This window comes from Faecalimonas canis, assembly GCF_054601575.1.
Map to the genome: position 1 here is coordinate 80,948 of NZ_BAAHSI010000016.1, position 22,147 is coordinate 103,094.

At 36.2% G+C, this 22,147-nt stretch carries 22 protein-coding genes and 1 tRNA gene; 17 read left to right on the forward strand and 6 right to left on the reverse strand.

Annotated features, from left to right (window positions below; all coding sequences use genetic code 11):
• Positions 1-12 precede the first annotated feature (12 nt).
• Positions 13-798 (reverse strand): hypothetical protein, encoded by a 786-nt coding sequence (locus ACYPXO_RS04935; protein ID WP_459639540.1) that lies wholly within the window; start codon positions 796-798, stop codon positions 13-15.
• Positions 799-1,006: 208 nt separating this feature from the next.
• On the opposite strand from ACYPXO_RS04935, the gene ACYPXO_RS04940 reads away from it, so the two are divergent.
• The 3 genes from ACYPXO_RS04940 (at position 1,007) to pepV (ending at position 3,594) form a co-directional block, all read left to right on the forward strand.
• On the forward strand, positions 1,007-1,882 hold the full coding sequence (locus tag ACYPXO_RS04940; protein WP_459639541.1) for a DUF5688 family protein: 876 nt from the start codon (positions 1,007-1,009) through the stop codon (positions 1,880-1,882).
• A gap of 67 nt (positions 1,883-1,949) precedes the next feature.
• Positions 1,950-2,021, forward strand: a tRNA-Arg gene (locus ACYPXO_RS04945).
• A gap of 202 nt (positions 2,022-2,223) precedes the next feature.
• Positions 2,224-3,594 (forward strand): dipeptidase PepV, encoded by a 1,371-nt coding sequence (pepV, locus tag ACYPXO_RS04950; protein WP_459639542.1) that lies wholly within the window; start codon positions 2,224-2,226, stop codon positions 3,592-3,594.
• A gap of 44 nt (positions 3,595-3,638) precedes the next feature.
• Here the strand turns inward: pepV and ACYPXO_RS04955 are convergent, their stop codons facing one another.
• The 5 genes from ACYPXO_RS04955 to ACYPXO_RS04975 all read right to left on the reverse strand — a co-directional run bounded on the left by ACYPXO_RS04955 (position 3,639) and on the right by ACYPXO_RS04975 (position 7,173).
• Positions 3,639-4,436: a hypothetical protein gene (locus ACYPXO_RS04955; RefSeq protein ID WP_459639543.1), complete on the reverse strand. Its 798-nt coding sequence runs from the start codon at positions 4,434-4,436 to the stop codon at positions 3,639-3,641.
• The gene (locus tag ACYPXO_RS04960; protein WP_459639544.1) at positions 4,430-5,128 is read right to left on the reverse strand and encodes an ABC transporter ATP-binding protein; all 699 of its coding nucleotides are present in this window, start codon (positions 5,126-5,128) and stop codon (positions 4,430-4,432) included. The genes ACYPXO_RS04955 and ACYPXO_RS04960 overlap by 7 nt, the downstream gene beginning before the upstream one ends.
• Complete coding sequence (locus ACYPXO_RS04965) at positions 5,129-5,497, reverse strand: GntR family transcriptional regulator (protein ID WP_459639545.1); 369 nt, start codon at positions 5,495-5,497, stop codon at positions 5,129-5,131. It abuts the gene before it with no gap.
• Positions 5,498-5,608: 111 nt separating this feature from the next.
• Entirely contained in the window at positions 5,609-6,514 is a 906-nt protein-coding gene (locus tag ACYPXO_RS04970; RefSeq protein ID WP_459639546.1) for a deoxyribonuclease IV, read from the reverse strand.
• A gap of 20 nt (positions 6,515-6,534) precedes the next feature.
• Positions 6,535-7,173, reverse strand: a complete 639-nt coding sequence (locus ACYPXO_RS04975; protein WP_459639547.1) for a flavin reductase — start codon at positions 7,171-7,173, stop codon at positions 6,535-6,537.
• Between the two features lie 178 nt (positions 7,174-7,351).
• Here ACYPXO_RS04975 and argS point away from each other — a divergent pair, with 178 nt between their 5' ends.
• From argS to spoIIIAA, 14 genes are all read left to right on the forward strand, one after another.
• Positions 7,352-9,118 carry an arginine--tRNA ligase gene (gene argS / locus ACYPXO_RS04980; protein WP_459639548.1) on the forward strand — a complete coding sequence of 589 codons (1,767 nt, stop codon included), beginning with the start codon at positions 7,352-7,354 and terminating at the stop codon, positions 9,116-9,118.
• 2 nt (positions 9,119-9,120) lie between these two features.
• The gene (locus ACYPXO_RS04985) at positions 9,121-10,284 is read left to right on the forward strand and encodes an alanyl-tRNA editing protein (protein WP_459639549.1); all 1,164 of its coding nucleotides are present in this window, start codon (positions 9,121-9,123) and stop codon (positions 10,282-10,284) included.
• Positions 10,285-10,314: 30 nt separating this feature from the next.
• On the forward strand, positions 10,315-11,166 hold the full coding sequence (locus ACYPXO_RS04990; RefSeq protein WP_459639550.1) for a CPBP family intramembrane glutamic endopeptidase: 852 nt from the start codon (positions 10,315-10,317) through the stop codon (positions 11,164-11,166).
• Positions 11,167-11,269: 103 nt separating this feature from the next.
• Entirely contained in the window at positions 11,270-12,304 is a 1,035-nt protein-coding gene (locus ACYPXO_RS04995) for a C40 family peptidase (RefSeq protein WP_459639551.1), read from the forward strand.
• Positions 12,305-12,467: 163 nt separating this feature from the next.
• Positions 12,468-13,655 (forward strand): C40 family peptidase, encoded by a 1,188-nt coding sequence (locus ACYPXO_RS05000; RefSeq protein WP_459639552.1) that lies wholly within the window; start codon positions 12,468-12,470, stop codon positions 13,653-13,655.
• Between the two features lie 168 nt (positions 13,656-13,823).
• Positions 13,824-14,570 carry a 30S ribosomal protein S2 gene (gene rpsB, locus ACYPXO_RS05005; protein ID WP_459639553.1) on the forward strand — a complete coding sequence of 249 codons (747 nt, stop codon included), beginning with the start codon at positions 13,824-13,826 and terminating at the stop codon, positions 14,568-14,570.
• Between the two features lie 85 nt (positions 14,571-14,655).
• A complete protein-coding gene (gene tsf / locus ACYPXO_RS05010) occupies positions 14,656-15,579 on the forward strand; it encodes a translation elongation factor Ts (RefSeq protein ID WP_459639554.1) in 924 nt (307 codons plus the stop codon).
• A 144-nt stretch (positions 15,580-15,723) separates the two neighbouring features.
• The gene (locus ACYPXO_RS05015) at positions 15,724-16,254 is read left to right on the forward strand and encodes a GNAT family N-acetyltransferase (protein ID WP_459639555.1); all 531 of its coding nucleotides are present in this window, start codon (positions 15,724-15,726) and stop codon (positions 16,252-16,254) included.
• Between the two features lie 150 nt (positions 16,255-16,404).
• Positions 16,405-16,941: a dihydrofolate reductase family protein gene (locus tag ACYPXO_RS05020; RefSeq protein WP_459639556.1), complete on the forward strand. Its 537-nt coding sequence runs from the start codon at positions 16,405-16,407 to the stop codon at positions 16,939-16,941.
• 26 nt (positions 16,942-16,967) lie between these two features.
• A complete protein-coding gene (locus ACYPXO_RS05025) occupies positions 16,968-17,498 on the forward strand; it encodes an N-acetyltransferase family protein (RefSeq protein ID WP_459639557.1) in 531 nt (176 codons plus the stop codon).
• Between the two features lie 46 nt (positions 17,499-17,544).
• The gene (locus ACYPXO_RS05030) at positions 17,545-18,300 is read left to right on the forward strand and encodes a class I SAM-dependent DNA methyltransferase (RefSeq protein WP_459639558.1); all 756 of its coding nucleotides are present in this window, start codon (positions 17,545-17,547) and stop codon (positions 18,298-18,300) included.
• A 174-nt stretch (positions 18,301-18,474) separates the two neighbouring features.
• The gene (locus tag ACYPXO_RS05035; RefSeq protein WP_459639559.1) at positions 18,475-18,795 is read left to right on the forward strand and encodes a GNAT family N-acetyltransferase; all 321 of its coding nucleotides are present in this window, start codon (positions 18,475-18,477) and stop codon (positions 18,793-18,795) included.
• Positions 18,796-18,991: 196 nt separating this feature from the next.
• On the forward strand, positions 18,992-21,082 hold the full coding sequence (locus ACYPXO_RS05040) for a polyribonucleotide nucleotidyltransferase (RefSeq protein WP_459639560.1): 2,091 nt from the start codon (positions 18,992-18,994) through the stop codon (positions 21,080-21,082).
• A gap of 131 nt (positions 21,083-21,213) precedes the next feature.
• The gene (spoIIIAA, locus tag ACYPXO_RS05045) at positions 21,214-22,137 is read left to right on the forward strand and encodes a stage III sporulation protein AA (RefSeq protein ID WP_459639561.1); all 924 of its coding nucleotides are present in this window, start codon (positions 21,214-21,216) and stop codon (positions 22,135-22,137) included.
• The last annotated feature ends 10 nt before the right edge of the window (positions 22,138-22,147 follow it).

Here is a 22,147-nt window from a genome sequence, read left to right on the forward strand (position 1 = left end):
TCCCTCCTGTTTTTATTTATTTAGTTTTTTATCATTAAAGTTGTAAGAGCGAAGTTTATCGTCCACAAAAACAGCGGAAAAAGATTTTTTTGAATTGGAGTCTTCCCACATATATAATTTGTTTGTGAATCCGTCTTGCAATGTTTCGGATAAAAGTACTCCTTTTTCTCCGAGAAGTTCAACAATCTCATCGTAACTCATATCAAATTTTAATTCTTTTTTCATATGTTCTGAAAGAGAAACGGATGCATTTGATTTCATGCCTGTTTGGGAAATACTGATAAGTTTTTCGTCTTCAAAAGAAAGGAGAACAGTTCCTTCCCCATTTTTAGTTGTCCATTGATAACGCGTTGCGGAACGCTCATCAGAACTAACTTGTAAAAGTTTATTGCCTTCATTTCCGATAATATCTTTTATCTCGCTGTAAGTCATACCGGTTTCCAGTTGTTCCAGTGCGTTAGATGAAATTTTGTTTTTTCCGACCATTGTGCTGCCTATATTTTCGTTCTGTGCATGAGATTGGTTGAAATGTTTGATAAAGAAGAAAGCGCAGATACCGATAAGAATCAGTATAATAAGTAAAATAGCAATTAAAATTTTAGTTTTTCTTTGTTTTTTTGCCCGATACGATGAACTTCTGTTGGAACGTTTTGCTATTGTCTTTTGCTGTCCCAAGTTTCTTTTTATTTTACAATTGTAACAGTAAGCGTATTTATTGTAGATTGGATTGCCGTAAATATCCGTATCTACTTTTACATTTTTGATTTTCATTTCTGAACCGCAATGTGAACATCTCATTCGATTACCTCCCTTATTTATGTCGTACAGTATGTATTATAGCGAAGATGGAAAAAGAATGCGAGTAAAAAATTCAAGTATTGCAAAAAATCTCATCTTCCTCTATAATAAGACTACATAATATTCTATTTATTCAAATCCAAGATGCAATTCGCATCGCATTCGCCATAGTAAAATAATTAAAGATGGACTGCAAGGAGGAAAAGGGATGACATATTGTCAATTTATTGCAGCCGTAAAGGAAGAAGTGGAATGTAATGTAGACGGAAACGTGAAAATAGATGTTCACATTGCATTAAAAAATAACGATAAAGAAAGGAGAGGACTTGTTTTTCAGGAGGAAGGAATTAATATCTCACCTGCTATTTATTTGGAGGAGGCGTATAAAGAGTTTCAAGAAGGAAAAGATTTGCATAAGATTGTTCATGATATTTTAGAAGTGTATGAAAGTGCCAGATTTTCAAAAAGGTATGAAGTAGATAATCTGCGGGAGTTTGATAAAATAAGAAAGAATGTATTGTGCAAACTCATTAATAGGGAAAAGAACAAAGAATTTCTTAAAGATACTCCATATATTCCATTTTTTGATTTAGCGATAGTCTGCTATGTATTAATTGAATTAAGTGACCGTGGAATTGCTACAATGCCGGTGAAATTTACACAGTTGAAAATGTGGGAAATCGGGGAAATGGAATTGTTTCAGGTGGCGAGGGAAAATGTGCAAAAACAATTTCCGGCTGAATTACGCCGAATGAAAGACGTTATTGCCGAAATGCTCGGAATGGATTTGTTGGATACGGAGGATGACACTATGTACGTACTTAGTAATGAAATGAGAAATTTTGGAGCGGTTTGTATTGCGTATGATAATGTACCTGATTTGATCGGAGCGGAACTGAAAGAAAATTATTACATTATACCGAGTAGCGTTCATGAGGTAATAATTGTTCCTGAGAGTAAAGCACCCAAAAAGGCGGAAATAGAAGAGATGGTAATGGAGATAAATGAAACACAGGTAGAAGAAGAGGAGGTTTTGTCGAACCGGATTTATTTCTATAACATTAAAGAGAAGATGATGAGTTGATTCTTTACTTTTGAAATAAAATGTGTTAAACTGATAAAGCATTTGGGGATAAACCAAATGCGAATATACATCTATAGCTCAGGGGATAGAGCAATGCCCTCCGGAGGCATGAGCGGCGGTTCGAATCCGCCTAGATGTGTATCTGGAATAGATTATTTTTTCATAGTATTAAGTGCTCTAAAAGGATTTTTATGGTGAAACATAAAAATCCTTTTCATGTATATGAAAAAGACAAAACGTTGTTAATTTTTATGAAAATAAATGAAAGAATACTTGCTTTATTATGATATTCGGTATAAACTAAAGATAATTAATTAAACAGGAGGAGAGGGCATAACAACATGAGAAATGAAAAACTTGATGAAAGAATGCTGGAGTTGAAAGAGGATATTTTCACATCTATCCGTGAAAGTGTTGCGATTGAAAGTGTGAAAAGTGAGGCGAAGGAAAATGCACCTTACGGTGAAGGACCAAAGGCTGCACTGGATCACTTGCTTGCACTTGGAGAAAAGTTAGGATTCAAGACAGGTAACGTTGATAACAGAGTAGGTTGGATTGAATACGGCGAAGGTGAAGAAATGGTAGGTGTTTTAGGACACGTTGATATTGTACCTTTAGGAGAAGGCTGGGATTACGATCCACTTGGTTGTGAAGTACATGACGGTAAAATGTTTGGTCGTGGAGTGTTGGATGATAAAGGACCAACAATTGGAGCAATTTATGCAATGAAAGCCATTAGAGATTTGGGACTTCCGATTGATAGAAGAATCCGTGTAATGATTGGAACAGATGAAGAAAATGGTTCTTCATGTGTACAGCATTATATTAAAGTAGGAGGAGAAAAACCAACGATTGGATTTACTCCGGATGCAGAATATCCTGTAATTTTCTGTGAAAAAGGACAGATTTTCTGGGAAGTAACAAAACAGGTTGAAAATCCGTCAACAGTTAAAGTGCTTTCTGTTAAAGGCGGTACAGCGAAAAACGTTGTTACACCAAAATGTACAATGGTGGTAGAAGGTGATTTTGATTTCCCAGCATCAGAAAATATTTCTGTTACAAAAGAAAATGGAAATACAGTAATCGTGTCTTCGGGAATGGGAGCACATGGAAGCCTTCCTCATTTAGGAAGAAATGCGGCAATTCAGCTATTTACTGCGCTGAAAGAAAATGGAATTGATTTAGGCGGAGATTTGCAGAGAATGATTGATTTTGTATTAGATAAAATCAACATGGAAACAAAAGGAGAAACATTAGGTGTATATACTAATGATGAAGAAACAGGAGAAACTTCAGTATGTTTCGGTGTTGTAGATTGTACAGAGGATAAATTATTCTTTACATTAGATGTTCGTTATCCAAATCATGCAGATGATGCAAAAATGACAGAAACAATCAAAAATGCAGCAAAAGAATACGGTTTAGAGGCTGAAGTAGAACAGACAGGAAAAATGTTATATGTGTCTAAAGAATCTGAACTAGTACAGAAGTTAATGGGTGTATATCGTGAATATACAGGAAGTGAAGAAGAACCGATTGCAATCGGTGGTGGTACATATGCGAAAGCATTTGAAAACATGGTAGCATTTGGACCTATCTTCCCAGGAGATGATGATGTGATTCATCAGCCAAATGAATATGCAGATATTGATAAATTGATGAAATCATTCCAGATTGTTGCTACGGCAATGTATGAACTTGCTCAGAAATAATAAAATAAAACCCCTTGCACTTTTGGGTGTGCAAGGGGTTTTGCTTATTCTAAATTAATTTTTTTCTTCATTACATATAGTGTTGCAATGTATGAAACAATAGCCTGAATAATTACGATAATGCAACTGACTGTATAGGAGGTTATAAGTAAATGTGAAACATTTCCAATTTCTGAAAATTCAGAGGCTGGTCCAAAGATAAGAGGAAATGCTCCTGCTATAAACAATACGACAAGACTTAACACTCCCACTATGCTGGATATAGTGAAAAAAAGTACGACAGCTGCCAGTATACGATGTTTGCTGAATAGTTGTCCAAGTGCAATACAGACATAATAGAATGGCAATGCAAAAAAGCAGGAGATTAATCCAACTAAGAAAGTTGAAGTAAAGAATAAAGTGGCAGGCATTTCCATAGCTTTTGACATTTCATTCATAATCATATCCGAATTTTTTGTTATCTCCGGTACAAGAACAATCATCAAAATGGACGCAGTGAGAACAAAATAACTTAAAACAATCCAAAATGTCCCACTGATTGTTTTTGCGAGTAAATGTTGTGAAGGTGTTACCGGCAATGTCAATGTTAAATATCCCTCATCAGTAAAAAGGTTTTTGTAAAAACGGTAGATAACTGCAAACAGAGTTATATAATTGATAAGTACGAGGAGAATAATATATGTTGTTACTCCAAGTCCGATAACATAGTTCGGAAGAGAGTTATATAATTCTGAAGTAATTACCAATCGTGCTACAAAAGCATAAACAAGCAGAAAAAGATTTGTTGGTATTAATATACGAGCAAGAGATTTTAAGTCATATTTAATTAGTTTTGTTAACATTTGAACACCTCCCTAAATAATGCATCTACAGACTGTTTCTTTTCCATTCGGATTTCATCTACTGTTGAATTAGTGATAATATGTCCGTTTTGAATAAAGATAACTCTGTCGAGAATATTTTCAATATCATGAATTAAGTGGGTAGACAATAAAATAGTAGCGTTCTCATTATAATTTGTAAGAATGGTATTTAAAATGTAATCTCTTGCAGCAGGGTCAACAGCGCCGATTGGCTCGTCTAAAATATATAAATCGGCATCTCTGCTCATAACAAGAATAAGTTGTACTTTTTCTTTTGTCCCTTTAGAAAGAGATTTGAGTCTTGCTTCAGGATTGATTTCCAAATGTTTTAACATACGGTACGCTCTTTCGGAGTCAAAGTTATCGTAGAAATCTGCAAAGTAGGAAATAATATCTTTAACTTTTCGGTGAGCGTTTAAATAAGTTCTCTCAGGAAGATAAGATACAATTCTCTTTGTTTCAATACCGAGAGGTTCACCGTTAATATAAATTTCTCCGGAAGTCAATGTAAGTAACCCGTTCAATAGTTTGATTAAAGTTGTTTTGCCGCTTCCGTTTGGTCCTAAAAGACCGATAATCTGCCCTTTTTCCAGTGTAAGATTTAGATTGTTTAATGCATAGAAATTACCGTATTTTTTGGTGAGTGAGCGACACTCTACTATAGGTTTCATTTAATTTTCCTCCTTCATAGTCTGTTCGATTAGTGTTAAAATTTCTTCTTTTGGAAAACCTAAATGTTTCATTTTCTCTAAAAATTCGCGAATATGCTCTTCTGCCATATCGGATTTTAATTTATTTAACATCTTTGTATCCTCCGTAATAAAACGTCCGCTTGTTCGTTGTGAATATACGAGTCCTTGCCTTTCCAATTCTGATAGTGCTTTTTGCATTGTGTTGGGATTTACAGCCGCTTCAAGCGCTAAATCACGTACAGAAGGTAGTTTATCACCTGCGTGGTAAGTGCCGGAAATAATATCGTGGGAAATTCTTTCCATGATTTGCAAATAGATAGGGCGGTCATTATCCAAGTCCCATGCCATAAAAGTATCATCTCCTTTATCTAAAATATTTTATTGTACTATATATCTAATACAATAATAAAACGTATATTATGATTAGTCAAGAAAAAACTCCCCGTGAGGAGTTTTCTCTTACTCGTTATATTGAAGGATGACATCTGTAATATCCGGACGGAAATGATTTGCCCGAAGCATTTCGATTTCATATCGGTAAGGAGCGTAGGATTTCTTTGCCTTTGTCGGAGAAGGAATATAAGGTGTTTCTAAAATTTTAGGAACATCTATAAAATCTTTGTGATGCACAATATAAGAAATTGCGTCAAAACCGATTTCGCCAAAACCTAAATTGGCATGGCGGTCTTTCTTTGCACCGAGAACATTTTTGCTATCGTTGATATGAAAGACGGAAATCTGGTCTTTGCCGATTAATTTATCAAATGTATCTATTACACCGTCAAAATCATTGACAATATCATAACCGCTGTCGTTTGTGTGACAGGTATCGAAACAGACACGGAGTTTATCATTATAGATGACTTTATCATAAATCTGTGCCAGTTCTTCAAACGTTCTTCCGATTTCCGTTCCTTTTCCTGCCATTGTTTCAAGGGCAATATTGCAGGAAGTATCTTTTGTTAAAACTTCATTAATTCCTTTGGCAATTTGCTCAATACCTGCGTCTGTTCCTGCACCTACATGAGCGCCGGGATGTAAAATTAAAGTTTGACTTTTACAGGCGGCGGCACGTTCCAGTTCTAAACGGAGAAATTCGACTGCCAGTTCAAATGTTTCCGGTTTGATTGTGTTTGCGAGATTGATGATGTAAGGTGCGTGTACAACAATTTCATTAATTCCGTGTTCCTTCATATATGCCCATGCGGGTTCGATATTTAATTCAGAAATCTCTTTTCGTTTTGTATTCTGTGGGGCACCTGTATAAAACATAAAAGTATTAGCGCCGTAGGAAACGGCTTCTTTAGCAGAACCAAGTAGCATTTCTTTGCCACTCATTCCTACATGAGAACCTATTTTTAACATAGTGTATCCTTTCTGACTGATTATTTGTAGGTGAATTTTTCCTTAGTTACTTTACAAATCGGACATTGATATGTATCGGGTAATTCTTCAAAAGGAGTCTTGCCGTCATAAATATATCCGCATACACTGCAAATCCAATGTTTGTCAGAAGAAACAGGTTCTTCAGCAATGTAAGTAGGAGCATTTTTTGGACTTTTTCCTTTAACAACTTGATGATAGTAGGCGTAAGTCATCGGAGGTTCGTTTTTGAGTGGATCTCCCTCAATAACTTCACCGAGGAAAACAGTATGAGTAGAAGTTTCCATTGTGTCTGTCACTTTACAGATAACATATCCGCAGCAGTCGTCTGGTATGGGAAGTTCTGATATTGTTTGGAATGGAATTTTGTCAAATTTATTTACATCTTTGCCGGAATGAAAACCAAATTGTCCGATTAAATCAGGAGAAGTATTCTCTGATAAAATGGAAACGGCAAACTGTCCGGATTTCCGAATACATTCATTTGTAAAGTTATCGTGATTTATACTGACGGCAATCGTAGCAGGTGAGGAAGTAATCTGCATAGCACTGTTTGCAATACAGCCTGTCGGTCTTTGCTCGTCTAAAGAAGATACAAGATAAACTCCGTATGAAAAGTTGCGAAATACATTTTTATTCATAATAGACCTCCTTGATAATAGTAATTGTTACTGATATTATAACATGGATGCAATGAAAAGGCAAGAAAGGTTTTCAAAATATATGGTTGTTGTTCATTACCTCATATGATAAAATATACAAAGTATAACAAATATTACTTATTATATGTGATAGAGGATATATATACAAGGAGGCACTATGAAGAAGATAGCAGATATTATCAGTGGAGAATTAGAGAAGGCTTTTGAAGAGTCCGGCTATGAAGCGAAATATGGAAAGGTAACTTTATCAAATCGTCCTGATTTATGTGAGTATCAGTGTAACGGTGCGATGGCTGCGGCGAAAGCATATAAGAAAGCGCCGATTATCATTGCGGGAAACGTTGTTGAGAAATTGCAGAACAGTGAGTCGATTTCTAACGTGGAAGCGGTTAATCCGGGATTTATCAATATTAAGTTAAGTGAAGAATTTGTTGCGGATTACCTGAATAAAATGAGTGAAGATGAACATTTGGGGTTGGAACAGAAAGCAGAGCCGAAAACAATTGTTATTGATTATGGCGGAGCGAACGTTGCAAAACCATTGCATGTGGGACATCTTCGTACGGCTATTATCGGCGAAAGTGTTAAACGTATTGCACGTTTTATGGGCGATAAAGTTATTGGAGATGTGCATTTAGGTGACTGGGGATACCAGATGGGATTGATTATTACGGAATTAAAGAAACGTAAGCCGGAACTTCCATATTTTGATGAGGAGTTTGCGGGAGAGTATCCTGAGGAGGCACCGTTTACAATTGATGAGTTGGAAGAAATTTATCCGACAGCCAGTGCTTATGCAAAAGAGCATGACGATTATAAAGAAGAGGCGCTTCACGCAACGTATTTATTACAAAATGGGCATAAAGGATATACAGCAATCTGGAAACATATTATGCGTGTATCTGTTGCGGATTTGAAGAAAAATTATGCAAATCTGAATGTGGATTTTGACCTTTGGAAAGGAGAATCTGATGCACAGCCATATATTCCTGAGATGGTGGAATATTTGAAAAAAGAAGGGTATGCAAGATATGATGATGGCGCTTTGGTAATCGATGTTAAAGAAGAAACAGATACTAAGGAAATTCCGCCATGTATGATTTTGAAATCTGACGGGGCATCATTATATGGAACAACAGACCTTGCAACGTTAATTGAACGTGAGAAACTATATAATCCTGATGAAGTGATTTATGTTGTAGATAAACGTCAGGAATTACATTTTGTGCAGGTGTTCAGAAGTGCAAGAAAAGCACATATTGTAAAAGATGATACAAAACTTACATTTATTGGATTTGGAACGATGAATGGTAAAGATGGGAAACCGTTTAAAACAAGAGAAGGCGGTGTTATGCGTCTTGAAAATCTTATCGGTGACATTGAAGAGAGAATGTACGGAAAAATTATGGAGAACCGTGCTATTGAGGAAGAGGAAGCATGCAAAACGGCTAAGATTGTTGGTTTGTCTGCAATTAAGTATGGAGATTTATCAAATCAGGCATCAAAAGATTATGTGTTTGACATAGATAGATTTACTTCTTTTGAAGGAAATACGGGACCGTATATTTTGTATACAATTGTACGTATTAAGTCTATCCTTGCAAAATATACAGAAATGAAAGCAAGTCCGGTGAGGGCGGTTGTTAAAAAAGCGGTATCGGACAGTGAAAAAGCATTGATGCTTGAAATTACAAAATTCAATTCAGTGATTGAAAATGCCTATGAAGAAAAAGCACCGCATAAAATTTGTGCATATGTATATGAACTTGCAAATGCCTTTAATCGTTTCTATCACGAAACAAAAATTCTTGCCGAAGAAAATGAAGAAAGACAGATGAGTTTTATTTCTATGCTACTTTTAACAAAAGAAGTATTTGAAGCGTGCATCAATATGCTTGGATTTGAGGCTCCGGAAAGGATGTAAAGATGACAGAGAAATTGTTTTATGAAGATAGTCATTTAACAGAGTTTACGGCGACAGTAGAGTCCTGCGAACAGGAAGAAAAATATTACAAGGTAGTTCTTAACAGGACTGCCTTTTTTTCTGAGGGGGGAGGACAGAGTTCGGATACAGGAATTGTTGATGATGTCAGAGTGTTTGATGTACAGGAAAAAGACGGAATACTTTACCATATGACAGAGAAACCGCTAGAAGTGGGAAAGACGGTAACAGGGAAAATAGACTGGGATGAGAGATTTTCTAAAATGCAGCAGCATTCGGGAGAACATATTGTGTCCGGTCTTATTCACCAAAAATATGGCTATAATAATGTGGGGTTTCACTTGGGACAGGATGCGGTTACAATGGATTTTGACGGTGTTATTACAAAAGAACAGTTGAAAGAGATTGAACTTTTAGCCAATGAAGGTGTTGCAAAAAATTTGGACATTCAGGTGAACTATCCGACAGAGGAAGAATTGGAGAAGATTACATATCGCAGTAAGATAGAAATCGAGGGGCAAATTCGTATTGTTACAATCAAGGGATACGATGTATGTGCCTGCTGCGCGCCTCATGTAAAGAAGACAGGGGAAATCGGTCTGATAAAATTGACAAATGTACAAAACTATAAGGGCGGTGTAAGAATTACAATGCTTTGTGGGTTCAGGGCATTAGCGGATTACAACGAGAAAGAAACAAGTGTTAAAAAGGTTTCTGTATTAATGTCGGCGAGAGAAAATGAAATTACTGAGGCGGTGGAGCAGTTAAAAGAAGAAAAGGCACAGTTGAAAAACGAAATTGCTCTATTACAAGATAAGTTATTGAGAAGCAAGGCGAGTCAGATTGGTGAGGGACAGGAAAGAATATGTCTGTTTGAATCAGAATTGGAAGGAAATGCTCCGCGGGAACTGGTTAATCTATTGTTGGAAAAAGATATAAAAGTTTGTGGCGTGTTTTTTGGAAGTGATAGTGAGGGGTATCGTTATGTAGTAGGGAGTCGAAGTGTTGATACCCGTCCGATAGCAAAAAGGTTGAATGAAAAATTTTCGGGAAGAGGTGGCGGGAAACCGGAAATGGTACAGGGGTCTTTAAAAGGAATGGAGAATGAAATTTATCAGTTTTTCATCTGTGATTTGTCAATGGAATAAGCAGGTGGAAAAGAAAGAGAGGAAAGAAATATGGAAAGAAAGAGAAAAATAGGAGTATTTGCCATAATTTCTCCATTTTTAGTATATTATGCAGTGTCGCTGGTAGTGGAAATTATTGCTTCGGTTATCATTATGATTCCGGAAGTGCAAAAAGGCGGAGTAATAAATGTCGATGAAACGGCAAATTATGTGATGAATATATTTATGTCACATTTGACTTTGATTACGTCAGCAGTGGCTTTTTTTGTTATTCCGTTCTTTTGGCTGATGTATAGAAAAGATGTCAATTATGAAAAAAGTCTTGGAGTTATAGAACGGGAAAAAGCGTCTGTCTGGAAATATGCGGTAATAATTGGTTTGGCAATTACTGCCTGTATCGGATTAAATAACCTTCTGGTTCTTGGAAATGTGGCAGCGTACAGTGGAACTTATGAGGAAACAACGGCGGCGTTATATAAAGAAAGTTTTATTGTGCAGGTTATTGGGCTTGGAATTATTGTTCCGATTGCGGAAGAATTTATGTTTAGGGGGGTTATTTATAAAAGATTGTCATTTATTACAAGAAGAGGTAAAGCAATGATGTTGAGTGCTTTAATGTTTGGGCTGTATCATGGAAATCTTGTTCAGGCAATCTACGGATTTATACTTGGTTATCTTGCGGTATATATTTATGAAAAGTATGGCAGTTTAAAAGCCTCTATTTTATTTCATGCAGTTATCAATCTGACAAGCGTGATTGGAACAGAGTTCGGTTTATATAATTGGATATTTGGAAATGTTCTGCGTGTTGGAATTGTTACGGTTATATGTGGGGCAGCAGCATCCAGTTTTTTTGTACTTATGCAGAAACAGTTTAAAAATGAAGCAAAAGCAGATGCCTAAAATGAAATGTTACAGAAATGTTAAAAAAGTATTGAAAAAACAAAACAGATGAAGTATACTTACTATGTCAAGTTTAATAATAATGTAATAGGAAGGTTAAATCATGAGAAAATTTGCAAAAATTTTAGGCGTATCTGTGTTGGCGGCTTCATTGGTAGTGACACCTATATTGGCTGCACCAAACGTAAGTGATTTAGAGAAGAATAGAAAACAAACTCAGAAAGAAGTTGATTCTCTTCAGTCAGAATTAACATCTTTAATGAATAAGATTAATAAAGTAGAAGAAGATTTAGTTACGAAAGGTAAAGAAGTAACAGATGCTACTGCAAAGTTAAAAGAAGCAGAGAAAAAAGAACAAGAACAGTATGAAAAAATGTTGTATCGTATTAAATATATGTACGAATCAGGCGAAACAAGTTTCATGGAAGGACTTCTGTCAGCGGATGGAATGGGAGAAGTGTTAAGTGAAGCAGAATATGTTGAAGATGTACATGAATATGACAGAAAAATGTTGACGGAGTATGAGAAAACAAAGAAACAGATTACAAAGTTAAAATCAGGTTTGGAAAAAGAACTTTCTGATATTGAAAAAATGCAGAAAGATTTTGAAAAAGACAAACAGAAGTTAGACGATACAATCAAAGAAAAGCAAGGTGAGATTGCAAATTTTGATACACAGATTGAGGCGGCAAGAGAAGAGGCGGCAAGAAGAGCGGCTGAAAGAGAAAGCCACAGAGGAAATTCAGGACATGGAAGTTCTTCGGATAATGGCGCTTCAGATATGAATGTTCCATCGGATTCAAGCAAAGCATCTATTATTGTAAGAACAGCATCCAGTTATTTGGGAACACCTTATGTATGGGGTGGAGAATCTAAATCAGGAATTGACTGTTCAGGGTTGACGATGAGAGCACATCAGGCAGCAGGTATTTATTTATCACATTCTTCAGGGGCACAGGGTGCCGGAGGAAAGAGAGTTGCGAATATGGCAAGTGCATTGCCTGGAGATCTTGTATGTTATAGCGGACATGTTGGAATTTATATTGGTGGCGGACAGATGATTCATGCACCGAAACCGGGAGATCATGTTAAAGTTGCAAAAGTATATGGCTCGCCGTGGTTTAGAAGATACTGGTAAAAGGAAAAGAGAGGGATTGCGTAAGCAGTTCCTCTTTTTGATATAGAAGAGCAGGAAAAATATGTTCATATAAATTTGTCAAAAAGTGTTGAAAGATGAAATGAAGTGTAGTATTTTTAAAATGTATGCACAAAGGTAAGGATTCATATTTGGGAGGAATATGATGAGAAAAATAAAAAAAATATTTGTAGCAACGGTTATTACAAGTTCTTTGATTACAGTTCCCGTATTGGCAACTCCGAATGTAAACCAGATTGAGCAGAACAAGGCGGAAACAGAAAAGAAATTGGAGGATGCCAATAGCAAACTGGTAACGCTTTTGACTGATTTTGAAGTATTAAAGGGGGATATTAGAAATCAGGAAGCGAAGATTGCGTTAGCTGATAAAGATTTACAGAAGGCAAAGAAAAAAGAAGAAAAACAGTATAAAGAGATGCTTGTTCGCATTAAATATATGTATGAAAACAGTGATGGCAGTGAATTGTCAGCATTGCTGGGTGCGGAAAGTTTTGGTGAAATGATAAATCAGGTTGAATACATGAAAAATATACATGAATACGACAGAAAAATGCTTGATGAATATAAAAAATCAAAAGAAAAGGTAGCAACTCTTAAACAGGACTTAGAATCCGGAAAAGCGGATATGGAGTTTATGGCAACTACATATGAACAACAGGAAAAAGAGTTAAAGACAACTATTGAAACGATGAAGACACAGGTTGCGGATTTTGACACGCAGTTGCTAAATGCTCAGAAACAGGCGGAGGAAGAGGCAAGACGTCTAGAGCAACAGACACAGCAGATGGAGGCGAATTTGTCTGATACAAAACCGCAAAATAAGCCTTCAAGACCACAGACAAACAGACCGTCTTCGAATAATGATAATAATGATAAAGAGGAAGAGGAGAAGCCGACTAAACCAAATCCGGAGAAACCATCAAAACCGAATAAACCGTCAAAACCGGATTCAAATGACAAACCGGCAAATGTATCAAAAGGTGAGCAGATAGCGAATGAAGGATTAAAATATGTAGGAAACCCGTATGTGTGGGGTGGAAATGATTTGCACAACGGAATCGACTGTTCGGGGTTCACTTCAAAAATACATTCTATTTGCGGAGTGTATGGTGTACCAAGGAATTCTAAAGAACAAAGAACCGGAGGAAAGGCAGTAAACGGATTGTCCAATGCTCTGCCGGGAGATATTATCTGTTATGAAGGTCATGTGGCAATTTATATTGGAAAGGGTCGTATTGTACACGCTTCAAATCCAAGCCCATATCCAGAAGGGGGTATTAAGACGGGAACAGCAACATATAGAACTATTTTAGCAATCAGAAGATATTGGTAGACAGGCAATTATTTTGAAAAAATTGCTTGCACCTGTAAAATTGATATGATATACTGTGATAGTCGCAAAAAAACACGTATGTGGTGAGCCTTAACGGTGCCTAAACTGTTTATAGTCGGTCTTAAGGAGTAGAAGCATACGGAAGTAAAAACCAATGGAGGAAAAAACATGAGTGTTATTTCAATGAAACAATTATTAGAAGCAGGTGTTCACTTTGGACATCAGACAAGAAGATGGAATCCTAAAATGGCTGAGTACATCTACACAGAAAGAAACGGAATCTACATCATCGACTTACAGAAATCTGTAGGAAAAGTAGACGAAGCGTACAAAGCAATTTCTGACATCGCAGCAGAAGGTGGAACAATTCTTTTTGTAGGAACTAAAAAACAGGCTCAGGATGCTATCAAAACTGAAGCAGAACGTTGTGGAATGTTCTACGTAAACGAAAGATGGTTAGGTGGAATGCTTACAAACTTCAAAACAATCCAGAGCAGAATCGCCCGCTTAAAAGATATCGAAAGAATGTCTGAAGATGGAACATTCGACGTATTACCTAAGAAAGAAGTTATCGAAATCAAAAAAGAATGGGATAAACTTGAAAAGAACTTAGGCGGAATTAAAGACATGAAGAAAGCACCGGATGCAATCTTCGTAGTTGACCCTAAAAAAGAAAGAATCTGTGTTCAGGAAGCACACACACTTGGTATTCCGTTAATCGGTATCGCTGATACAAACTGTGACCCAGAAGAATTAGATTATGTAATTCCTGGTAACGATGATGCTATCAGAGCCGTTAAATTAATCGTAGCAAAAATGGCAGATGCTGTTATTGAAGCAAATCAGGGAACAACAGGTGTTGAAGAAGTATACGAAGAAGTTGCAGAAGAAGTAGAAGCAGCTGAAGAAGCGTAAGAATTTAAACATAAATGCTTCAGCCTAACGAAAGGTTGAAGCATTTTTTAAAGAAACAAATAATATTCAGATGGAGGAAATTATCATGGCAATTACAGCAGGTATGGTAAAAGAATTAAGAGAAATGACAGGTGCAGGTATGATGGACTGCAAAAAAGCTCTTAATGAAACAAACGGTAACATGGATGAAGCAATTGAATTCTTAAGAAAAAATGGTCAGGCTAAGGCAGACAAAAAAGCAGGAAGAATTGCAGCAGAAGGTATCGTAAAAGCTATCGTAAAAGATGATAAAGTAGCAGCAATCGTTGAAGTAAACTCTGAAACAGACTTCGTTGCTAAAAACGCAGACTTCCAGTCATATGTAGAAGAAGTTGCAAATCAGGCATTAAATACAAATGCAGCAGACATGGACGCTTTCTTAGCAGAAGCATGGGTAGCAGATAACTCAAAAACTGTAAAAGAAGTTTTAACAGAAAAAATCTCTGTAATCGGAGAAAACTTAAACATCAGAAGATTTGAAAAAGTTGAAACAGAAGGTTGTGTAGTATCTTACATCCACGGTGGCGGAAGAATCGGTGTTTTAATCGAAGCAGAAACAGACGTTATCAACGATGAAATCAAAGGATGCTTAAGAAACGTAGCAATGCAGGTTGCAGCAATGTCACCAAAATATGTTTCTCGTGATGAAGTATCAGCAGATTACTTAGAACACGAAAAAGAAATCTTATTAGCACAGGCAAAAACAGAAAATCCTGAAAAACCTGATAATATTATTGAAAAAATGATCATTGGTCGTTTAAACAAAGAATTAAAAGAAATCTGTTTATTAGATCAGGTATATGTACAGGATAGCGACTACACAGTTTCTAAATATGTAGAAAAAGTTGCTAAAGAAAATGGTGCTAATGTAACAGTTAAGAAATTCGTTCGTTTTGAAACAGGTGAAGGTCTTGAGAAAAAGAGCGAAGACTTTGCTGCTGAGGTAGCTGCACAGATCGAAGGAAAATAATTTATCAATTATAGGATTGATAAATGCTAATAAAATAGCGATTTAAGTATTAAAGGCATATTGCGAGAGCAATATGCCTTTAATACTTATTGGAGTGAAGAAAAAATGTTAAATATCTTCAAGTAAAAATAGGAGGATTAGAATATGTTTCAATATAGGAATTTGTGTGAAAACGAAATAGATCTCGACTTATTTAAGGGATTTATTCGACACCAGGTTGTCACAAAATGTTGGCGTAAAGAAAAGGGAAAATGGATTGTTAAAGATGATCCGTTTATTGATGATTGGACGGAGGAAGAGTACGAAGAACTAGTATTGTTTCTCAAAAATACAGTTCGCTTAGGTGGTTTGGTATATGCGGTATTCTATAATAGTCAGTTGAAGGGATTTGTTTCTGTAGAACGTACAGTGTTTGGTGGTTTTCATAAATATCTTGATTTATCGAATATTTATGTTTCGGAAGATATGAGAAATCAGGGAATCGGTAAAATACTTTTTGACAAAGCTAAAAAATGGGCGAAGAAACAGGGGGCGAATAAGTTATATATTTCAGCGCATTCGGCGGTAGAAAGTCAGGCGTTTTATAAAAAAATGGGATGTGTTGAGGCGGAAAAATATGATCAGAAGCATACTGAAAAAGAACCGTATGATTGTCAATTAGAATGTGAACTATAAAATAAGGTGTTTTTCTGCAAATGGAGGACAAGCCGAGTCTATATTATCATCTGATAAAAATAATGAGAGATGGGAGTTACAGTTTGAATAAAAAGTGTTATACTGAAAAAATAAATTATCAGTGTTTCGGATATAGAGGAGGTGAGTGAAATGAGAAGGGTAAGTTTGTTTATTGCTATGAGTCTGGATGGGTATATTGCGGATGGTAAAGGAAATGTAAACTGGTTGGAAGGGCATAGCGAAAATGAAGAGAATAAGGATGTATATTCGGAATTTGCAAAAGATATTGATACGATATTGATGGGATGGAACACCTATTATCAAATAGTTACGGAACTTTCGCCGAATGAATGGATATATGGGGAGTTCACAACTTATGTAATTACACATAATAAACATACGTCATCTGAACATATTCGATTTACGAATGAAAATCCTGTTAGTTTGGTAGAAAGATTAAAACAGGAAAAAGGAAAAAATATTTGGATTTGTGGCGGAGCCAATCTTGTTCAGCAGTTAATCAATCGGGATTTGATTGATTATTATTACATTACTTTAATTCCTACGCTATTAGGAAATGGGATTCGACTTTTTGACAACGGAGAGAATGAAATAAAATTGAGATTGATTGGTACGCAAAATTATAATGGTATGGTAGATTTGATTTATAATCGAAGAGATGAATAAGTAATGTGTTGTTGAGGAGGAATACAATGAAGTTTGATGCATTGAAAATAACAGATAAAACAGGGCGGGAAGTGATTTTCAGAAGTGCAGAGAAAAAAGATGCGAAATCTTTGCTGAAATATTTGAAGGTAACAGCAGCGGAAACACCATATTTAATTAGAGAACCGGAGGAAATTACGTTGTCTATTAAAGAGGAAGAAGAATTTATTCAGCGGATAGAAGATTCTGAAAGGGAACTAATGCTTGTTGCAACAGTTGACGGAAAGCATATCGGTAATTGTTCTCTTATGAGTATGGGCAGTTTTAAGAGATATAGACACAGATGCGATGTGGCAATAGCGTTATATCAGGAATATTGTGGAAGAGGCATTGGAAAGATGATGCTTGAAGCAGTTTTAAAGGTTGCAAAAGAACTTGGATATGAACAGGCTGAATTAGAAGTGGTGGCAGATAATAAAACTGCGATAGTTATGTATGAGAAACTTGGGTTTGAGCAATATGGAGTTTTTCCTCATAATGTGAAATATAGTGGCGGAAAATATGCGGATGCGTGTTGAATGATGAAGAGGTTATAATATAAGAGGTTGGCAGGAGGGAACTGAAATGAGTGAAGTTAGACAGAATTATTATGGTAGTCTTTGCACGGAAATGTACGAGATTTTACATGAGAAAGCGCCACAGGATGAATTAGAATTTTATCTTTCTTATGCGAACAAGGGAGATAAGATTTTAGAAGCATTATGCGGAAGTGGACGTTTTCTTGTTCCTTTTATGGAAAGGGGATTAAATATTAAAGGCATTGACTTGTCTGGCGAAATGCTGGAGAAGTTAAAAGAGAAAAGGGAAGATGCCAAAGTTGTTCAGGGAGATATTATAGAATATGTTTTTGAAGAAAAATTTGATTATATATTTATTTCTTCAAGTTCAGTTTCGTTGTTTACAGATATAGAATTATGTAAGAAAATTTTAGGGAGAATAAAGGAAATATTGTCCCCGAAGGGTAAATTTGTGTTTTCGGTTGAAACAATAGCTGACAGATGTTCGGATGACGATGATTATAAAGAAACTGTTTCAGTCAAAACAAAAGAAGGCTTAGAATTGATATTAAAAAGTAAAAAATATTATGATGAACAAAAACAAACACAATTTATGCCGGGGATATATGAACTTTATCGGGAAGGTGAATTGCTTCAAAGAGAAAAAATGGATTTTCAAACACATTTATATAAATTTGGAGAAATGGAGAGATATTTAGAGGAAGTAGGTTTTGTAAATGTGAAAACGTATTCAACATTCTCTAAAAACAATGAAGTCGATTATAACAGTGAAATGTTCCTGTTTGAATGTAGTGTTAGTTGATGTGACTGAGAGTGTAGAAAATAGTAGGAGGGAATATAAATGAATATACGACTTGCAGAAGAAAAAGATTACTTACAGGTAGAAGAGTTAATGAAACAGGTACACGATATGCATGTGGAATTGTGTCCTAATATATACAAACCGGAGAAAGTTGTTTGAACAAAAGAGGAATTTATGACACTGGTGGAAAAAGAAGAGGTTCTTGTTGCGGAGGAAGATGATAAGGTTGTCGGGGTGTTGTCGTACATATTCCGTATGATTTCAGGAAAAGTTGTAGTGGATAGAAAAGTAATGTTTATTGAAAGTCTGGCTGTAGATGAGAAGTATAGAAACAGGGGAATTGGAAGAGGACTGCTTGACCGTGCAAAAGAAATTTGTAAAGCAAAAGGGTGTGATTCTTTGGAGTTGCAGGTGAATGCGAAAAATATTAGGGCGTGGGAGATATATAAAAAATATGGTTTTAAAGAAAAAAGTATTAATATGGAACTAACATAAAAATTAGGCGGTAAATCAAGAAAAGGTTTACTGCTTATTTTCTTGTGGGAAATAATTGCAAGAAGTATGGTAATATGATACAATATTTAAGATTACGGTTGGAGGAAAAGCCGAGACCACTGAAAAGAACATTTGAATAAGTGTGTTTTTCAGTAGTTTCGGAAACCAACTGAATGATATGAAAAAGGAGAACACTATGTTTAAGAAATTTGAAATGGAATTAGCCGGAAGAACACTTCGTGTTGATATCGGCAGAGTAGCCGCACAGGCGAACGGTGCAGCGCTTATGCACTACGGAGAAACTGTTGTATTATCAACTGCAACAGCGTCAGAAAAACCGAGAGAGGGAATCGATTTCTTCCCACTTAGCGTAGAATATGAAGAAAAATTATATGCAGTAGGAAAAATTCCGGGAGGATTTAATAAAAGAGAAGGAAAGGCATCAGAAAATGCAATCTTAACTTCACGAGTAATTGACAGACCGATGCGTCCTCTTTTTCCGAAAGACTATAGAAATGATGTGACATTGAACAACTTAGTTATGTCGGTAGATCCTGATTGCAGCCCTGAATTAACTGCAATGTTAGGTTCTGCTATTGCTACGGCAATTTCTGATATTCCTTTTGATGGACCGACTTCAACAACACAGGTTGGATTGATTGATGGAGAATTTGTATTTAATCCAAATGCAGCACAGAGAGCAGTTTCTGATCTACAGTTGACTGTTGCATCTACAAGGGATAAAGTTATCATGATTGAAGCAGGGGCAAATGAAGTGCCTGAAGATAAAATGATTGAAGCGATTTTTGCAGCACATGAAGTAAACCAGCAAGTAATTGAGTTTATTGATACAATTGTTGCAGAGTGCGGAAAACCAAAACATGAATATACAAGTTGTGCAGTACCTGAAGAATTATTTGAGGCAATGAAAGAAATCGTAACGCCGGAAGAAATGGAAGTTGCGGTATTTACAGATGAAAAGCAGGTTAGAGAAGAAAATCTTCGTGTTATCAGAGAAAAATTAGAAGAAGCATTTGCAGATAATGAAGAATGGTTAGAAATTTTAGGAGAAGCGTTATATCAGTATCAGAAAAAGACGGTTCGTAAAATGATTTTAAAAGATCACAAACGTCCGGATGGCAGAGCAATTGATCAGATCAGACCACTTGCGGCAGAAATTGATTTAATTCCGAGAGTACACGGTTCGGCAATGTTTACACGTGGACAGACACAGATTTGCACAGTTACGACATTAGCGCCATTATCTGAAGCACAGAGAATTGATGGTTTAGATGAGGCAGAAACATCTAAGAGATATATGCATCACTATAACTTCCCTTCATATTCTGTAGGGGAAACAAAACCTTCAAGAGGACCGGGACGTCGTGAAATCGGACACGGTGCATTGGCGGAGAGAGCACTTGTACCTGTACTTCCTACAGAAGAAGAATTTCCATATGCAATCCGTACTGTATCTGAAACATTTGAATCAAACGGTTCTACATCTCAGGCAAGTATTTGTGCATCAAGTATGTCACTTATGGCAGCCGGTGTGCCTATTAAATCGGCAGTTGCAGGTATTTCAGCAGGGCTTGTTACAGGGGATACGGATGATGATTATTTAGTATTAACAGATATTCAGGGACTTGAAGACTTCTTTGGAGATATGGACTTTAAAGTTGCCGGAACACATAAAGGTATCACTGCAATTCAGATGGATATTAAAATTCACGGATTGACAAGACCGATTATTGAAGAAGCAATTGCACGTACAAAACAGGCAAGAACATATATTTTAGATGAAGTTATGCATAATGCAATTGCAGAACCGAGAGAAGAAGTCGGACCATATGCACCGAAAATTCGTCAGATGCAGATCGATCCTGCTAAAATTGGCGATGTTGTAGGACAGCGTGGAAAAACAATTAATGCTATTATTGAGCAGACAGGTGTTAAAATTGACATTACTGATGAAGGTTCAGTATCTGTTTGTGGTGTTGATGCAAAGGCAATGGAAGAGGCAATGAAGATGATTGCCATTATTGTAACTGATTTTGAAGCCGGACAGGTATTGGAAGGAAAAGTAATCAGCATTAAAGAATTTGGTGCATTTCTTGAGTTTGCACCGGGTAAAGAAGGAATGGTTCACATTTCTAAAATTTCAAAAGAAAGAATCAACCATGTAGAAGATGTTCTTACATTGGGAGATAGAGTAAAAGTGGTTTGTCTTGGAAAAGATAAAATGGGAAGAATTAGTTTCAGCATGAAAGATGTTGTAGAAGAATAAGATGAAAAATAAAAGTGTTGAGAATGACTGAAAAGTTGTTTTCAGCACTTTTTTTGATTGTATAGAAAATTCTTGTAACTTTTGTTCTAAAAAGAAAAAGCATTCATATACTGTCTAAAGAGGTGGACAAGATGAAAGAACAGAAAAAACAAATTTTACAGGTATTGGGAAAAAGAATACAGCAGGATGTGGAGAAAGAACAGTTCGATTTTTCCTGCTTACAGGAAATACGCTTGCGGACAGGAAAACCACTTACTGTTTTGTACAGAGGAAAAGAGAAACTTTTGACAAAAGTAGAACAGGAGGATATAAGAGAAACGCTAGAGTACATAAGCAATTATTCTTTATACGCATATGAAAATGAAATGCGTCAGGGATTTATTACGATTGAAGGAGGACACAGAGTAGGTATGGCTGGGAAAGTGGTGATGGAAGAGGGGAAAATAAAAAATTTAAAATATATTTCTTCGATTAATGTAAGGGTGGCTCATGAGGTGAAGGGGTGTGCGGACAGATTGTTTCCCTATATTACAAAGGAAAGACAAATTTGTCATACATTAATTATATCTCCGCCTCGATGTGGGAAGACAACACTTTTGCGGGACATGATAAGGCAAATATCAGATGGAAACAGGTGGGTAAAAGGGGTTCCTGTAGGGGTTGTAGATGAAAGATCTGAGTTAGGAGCGTGCTATATGGGAAGGGCACAGAATGATTTGGGGATACGGACGGATATTTTAGACTGTTGTCCAAAAGCAGACGGAATGTTAATGCTCATTCGCTCCATGGCACCGCAAGTAATTGCTGTAGATGAAATTGGGGCAAGAGAAGAAATATGTGCGATTGAATATGCGCTTCACTGCGGCTGTAAAATGCTGGCAACTGCTCATGGCGTTTCGATGGAGGAAATGAAGAAGAAACCCTTTTTTGAGCAGATGATACGGGAAAAGAGGTTTGAGAGATATGTTGTTTTAGGAAATGAACATCATATGGGAGAAATCCTAGGGATTTATGATGAAAACGGAAATCGTATCTTTGAAAATGTAACCATTTGAAAGGCGGAAA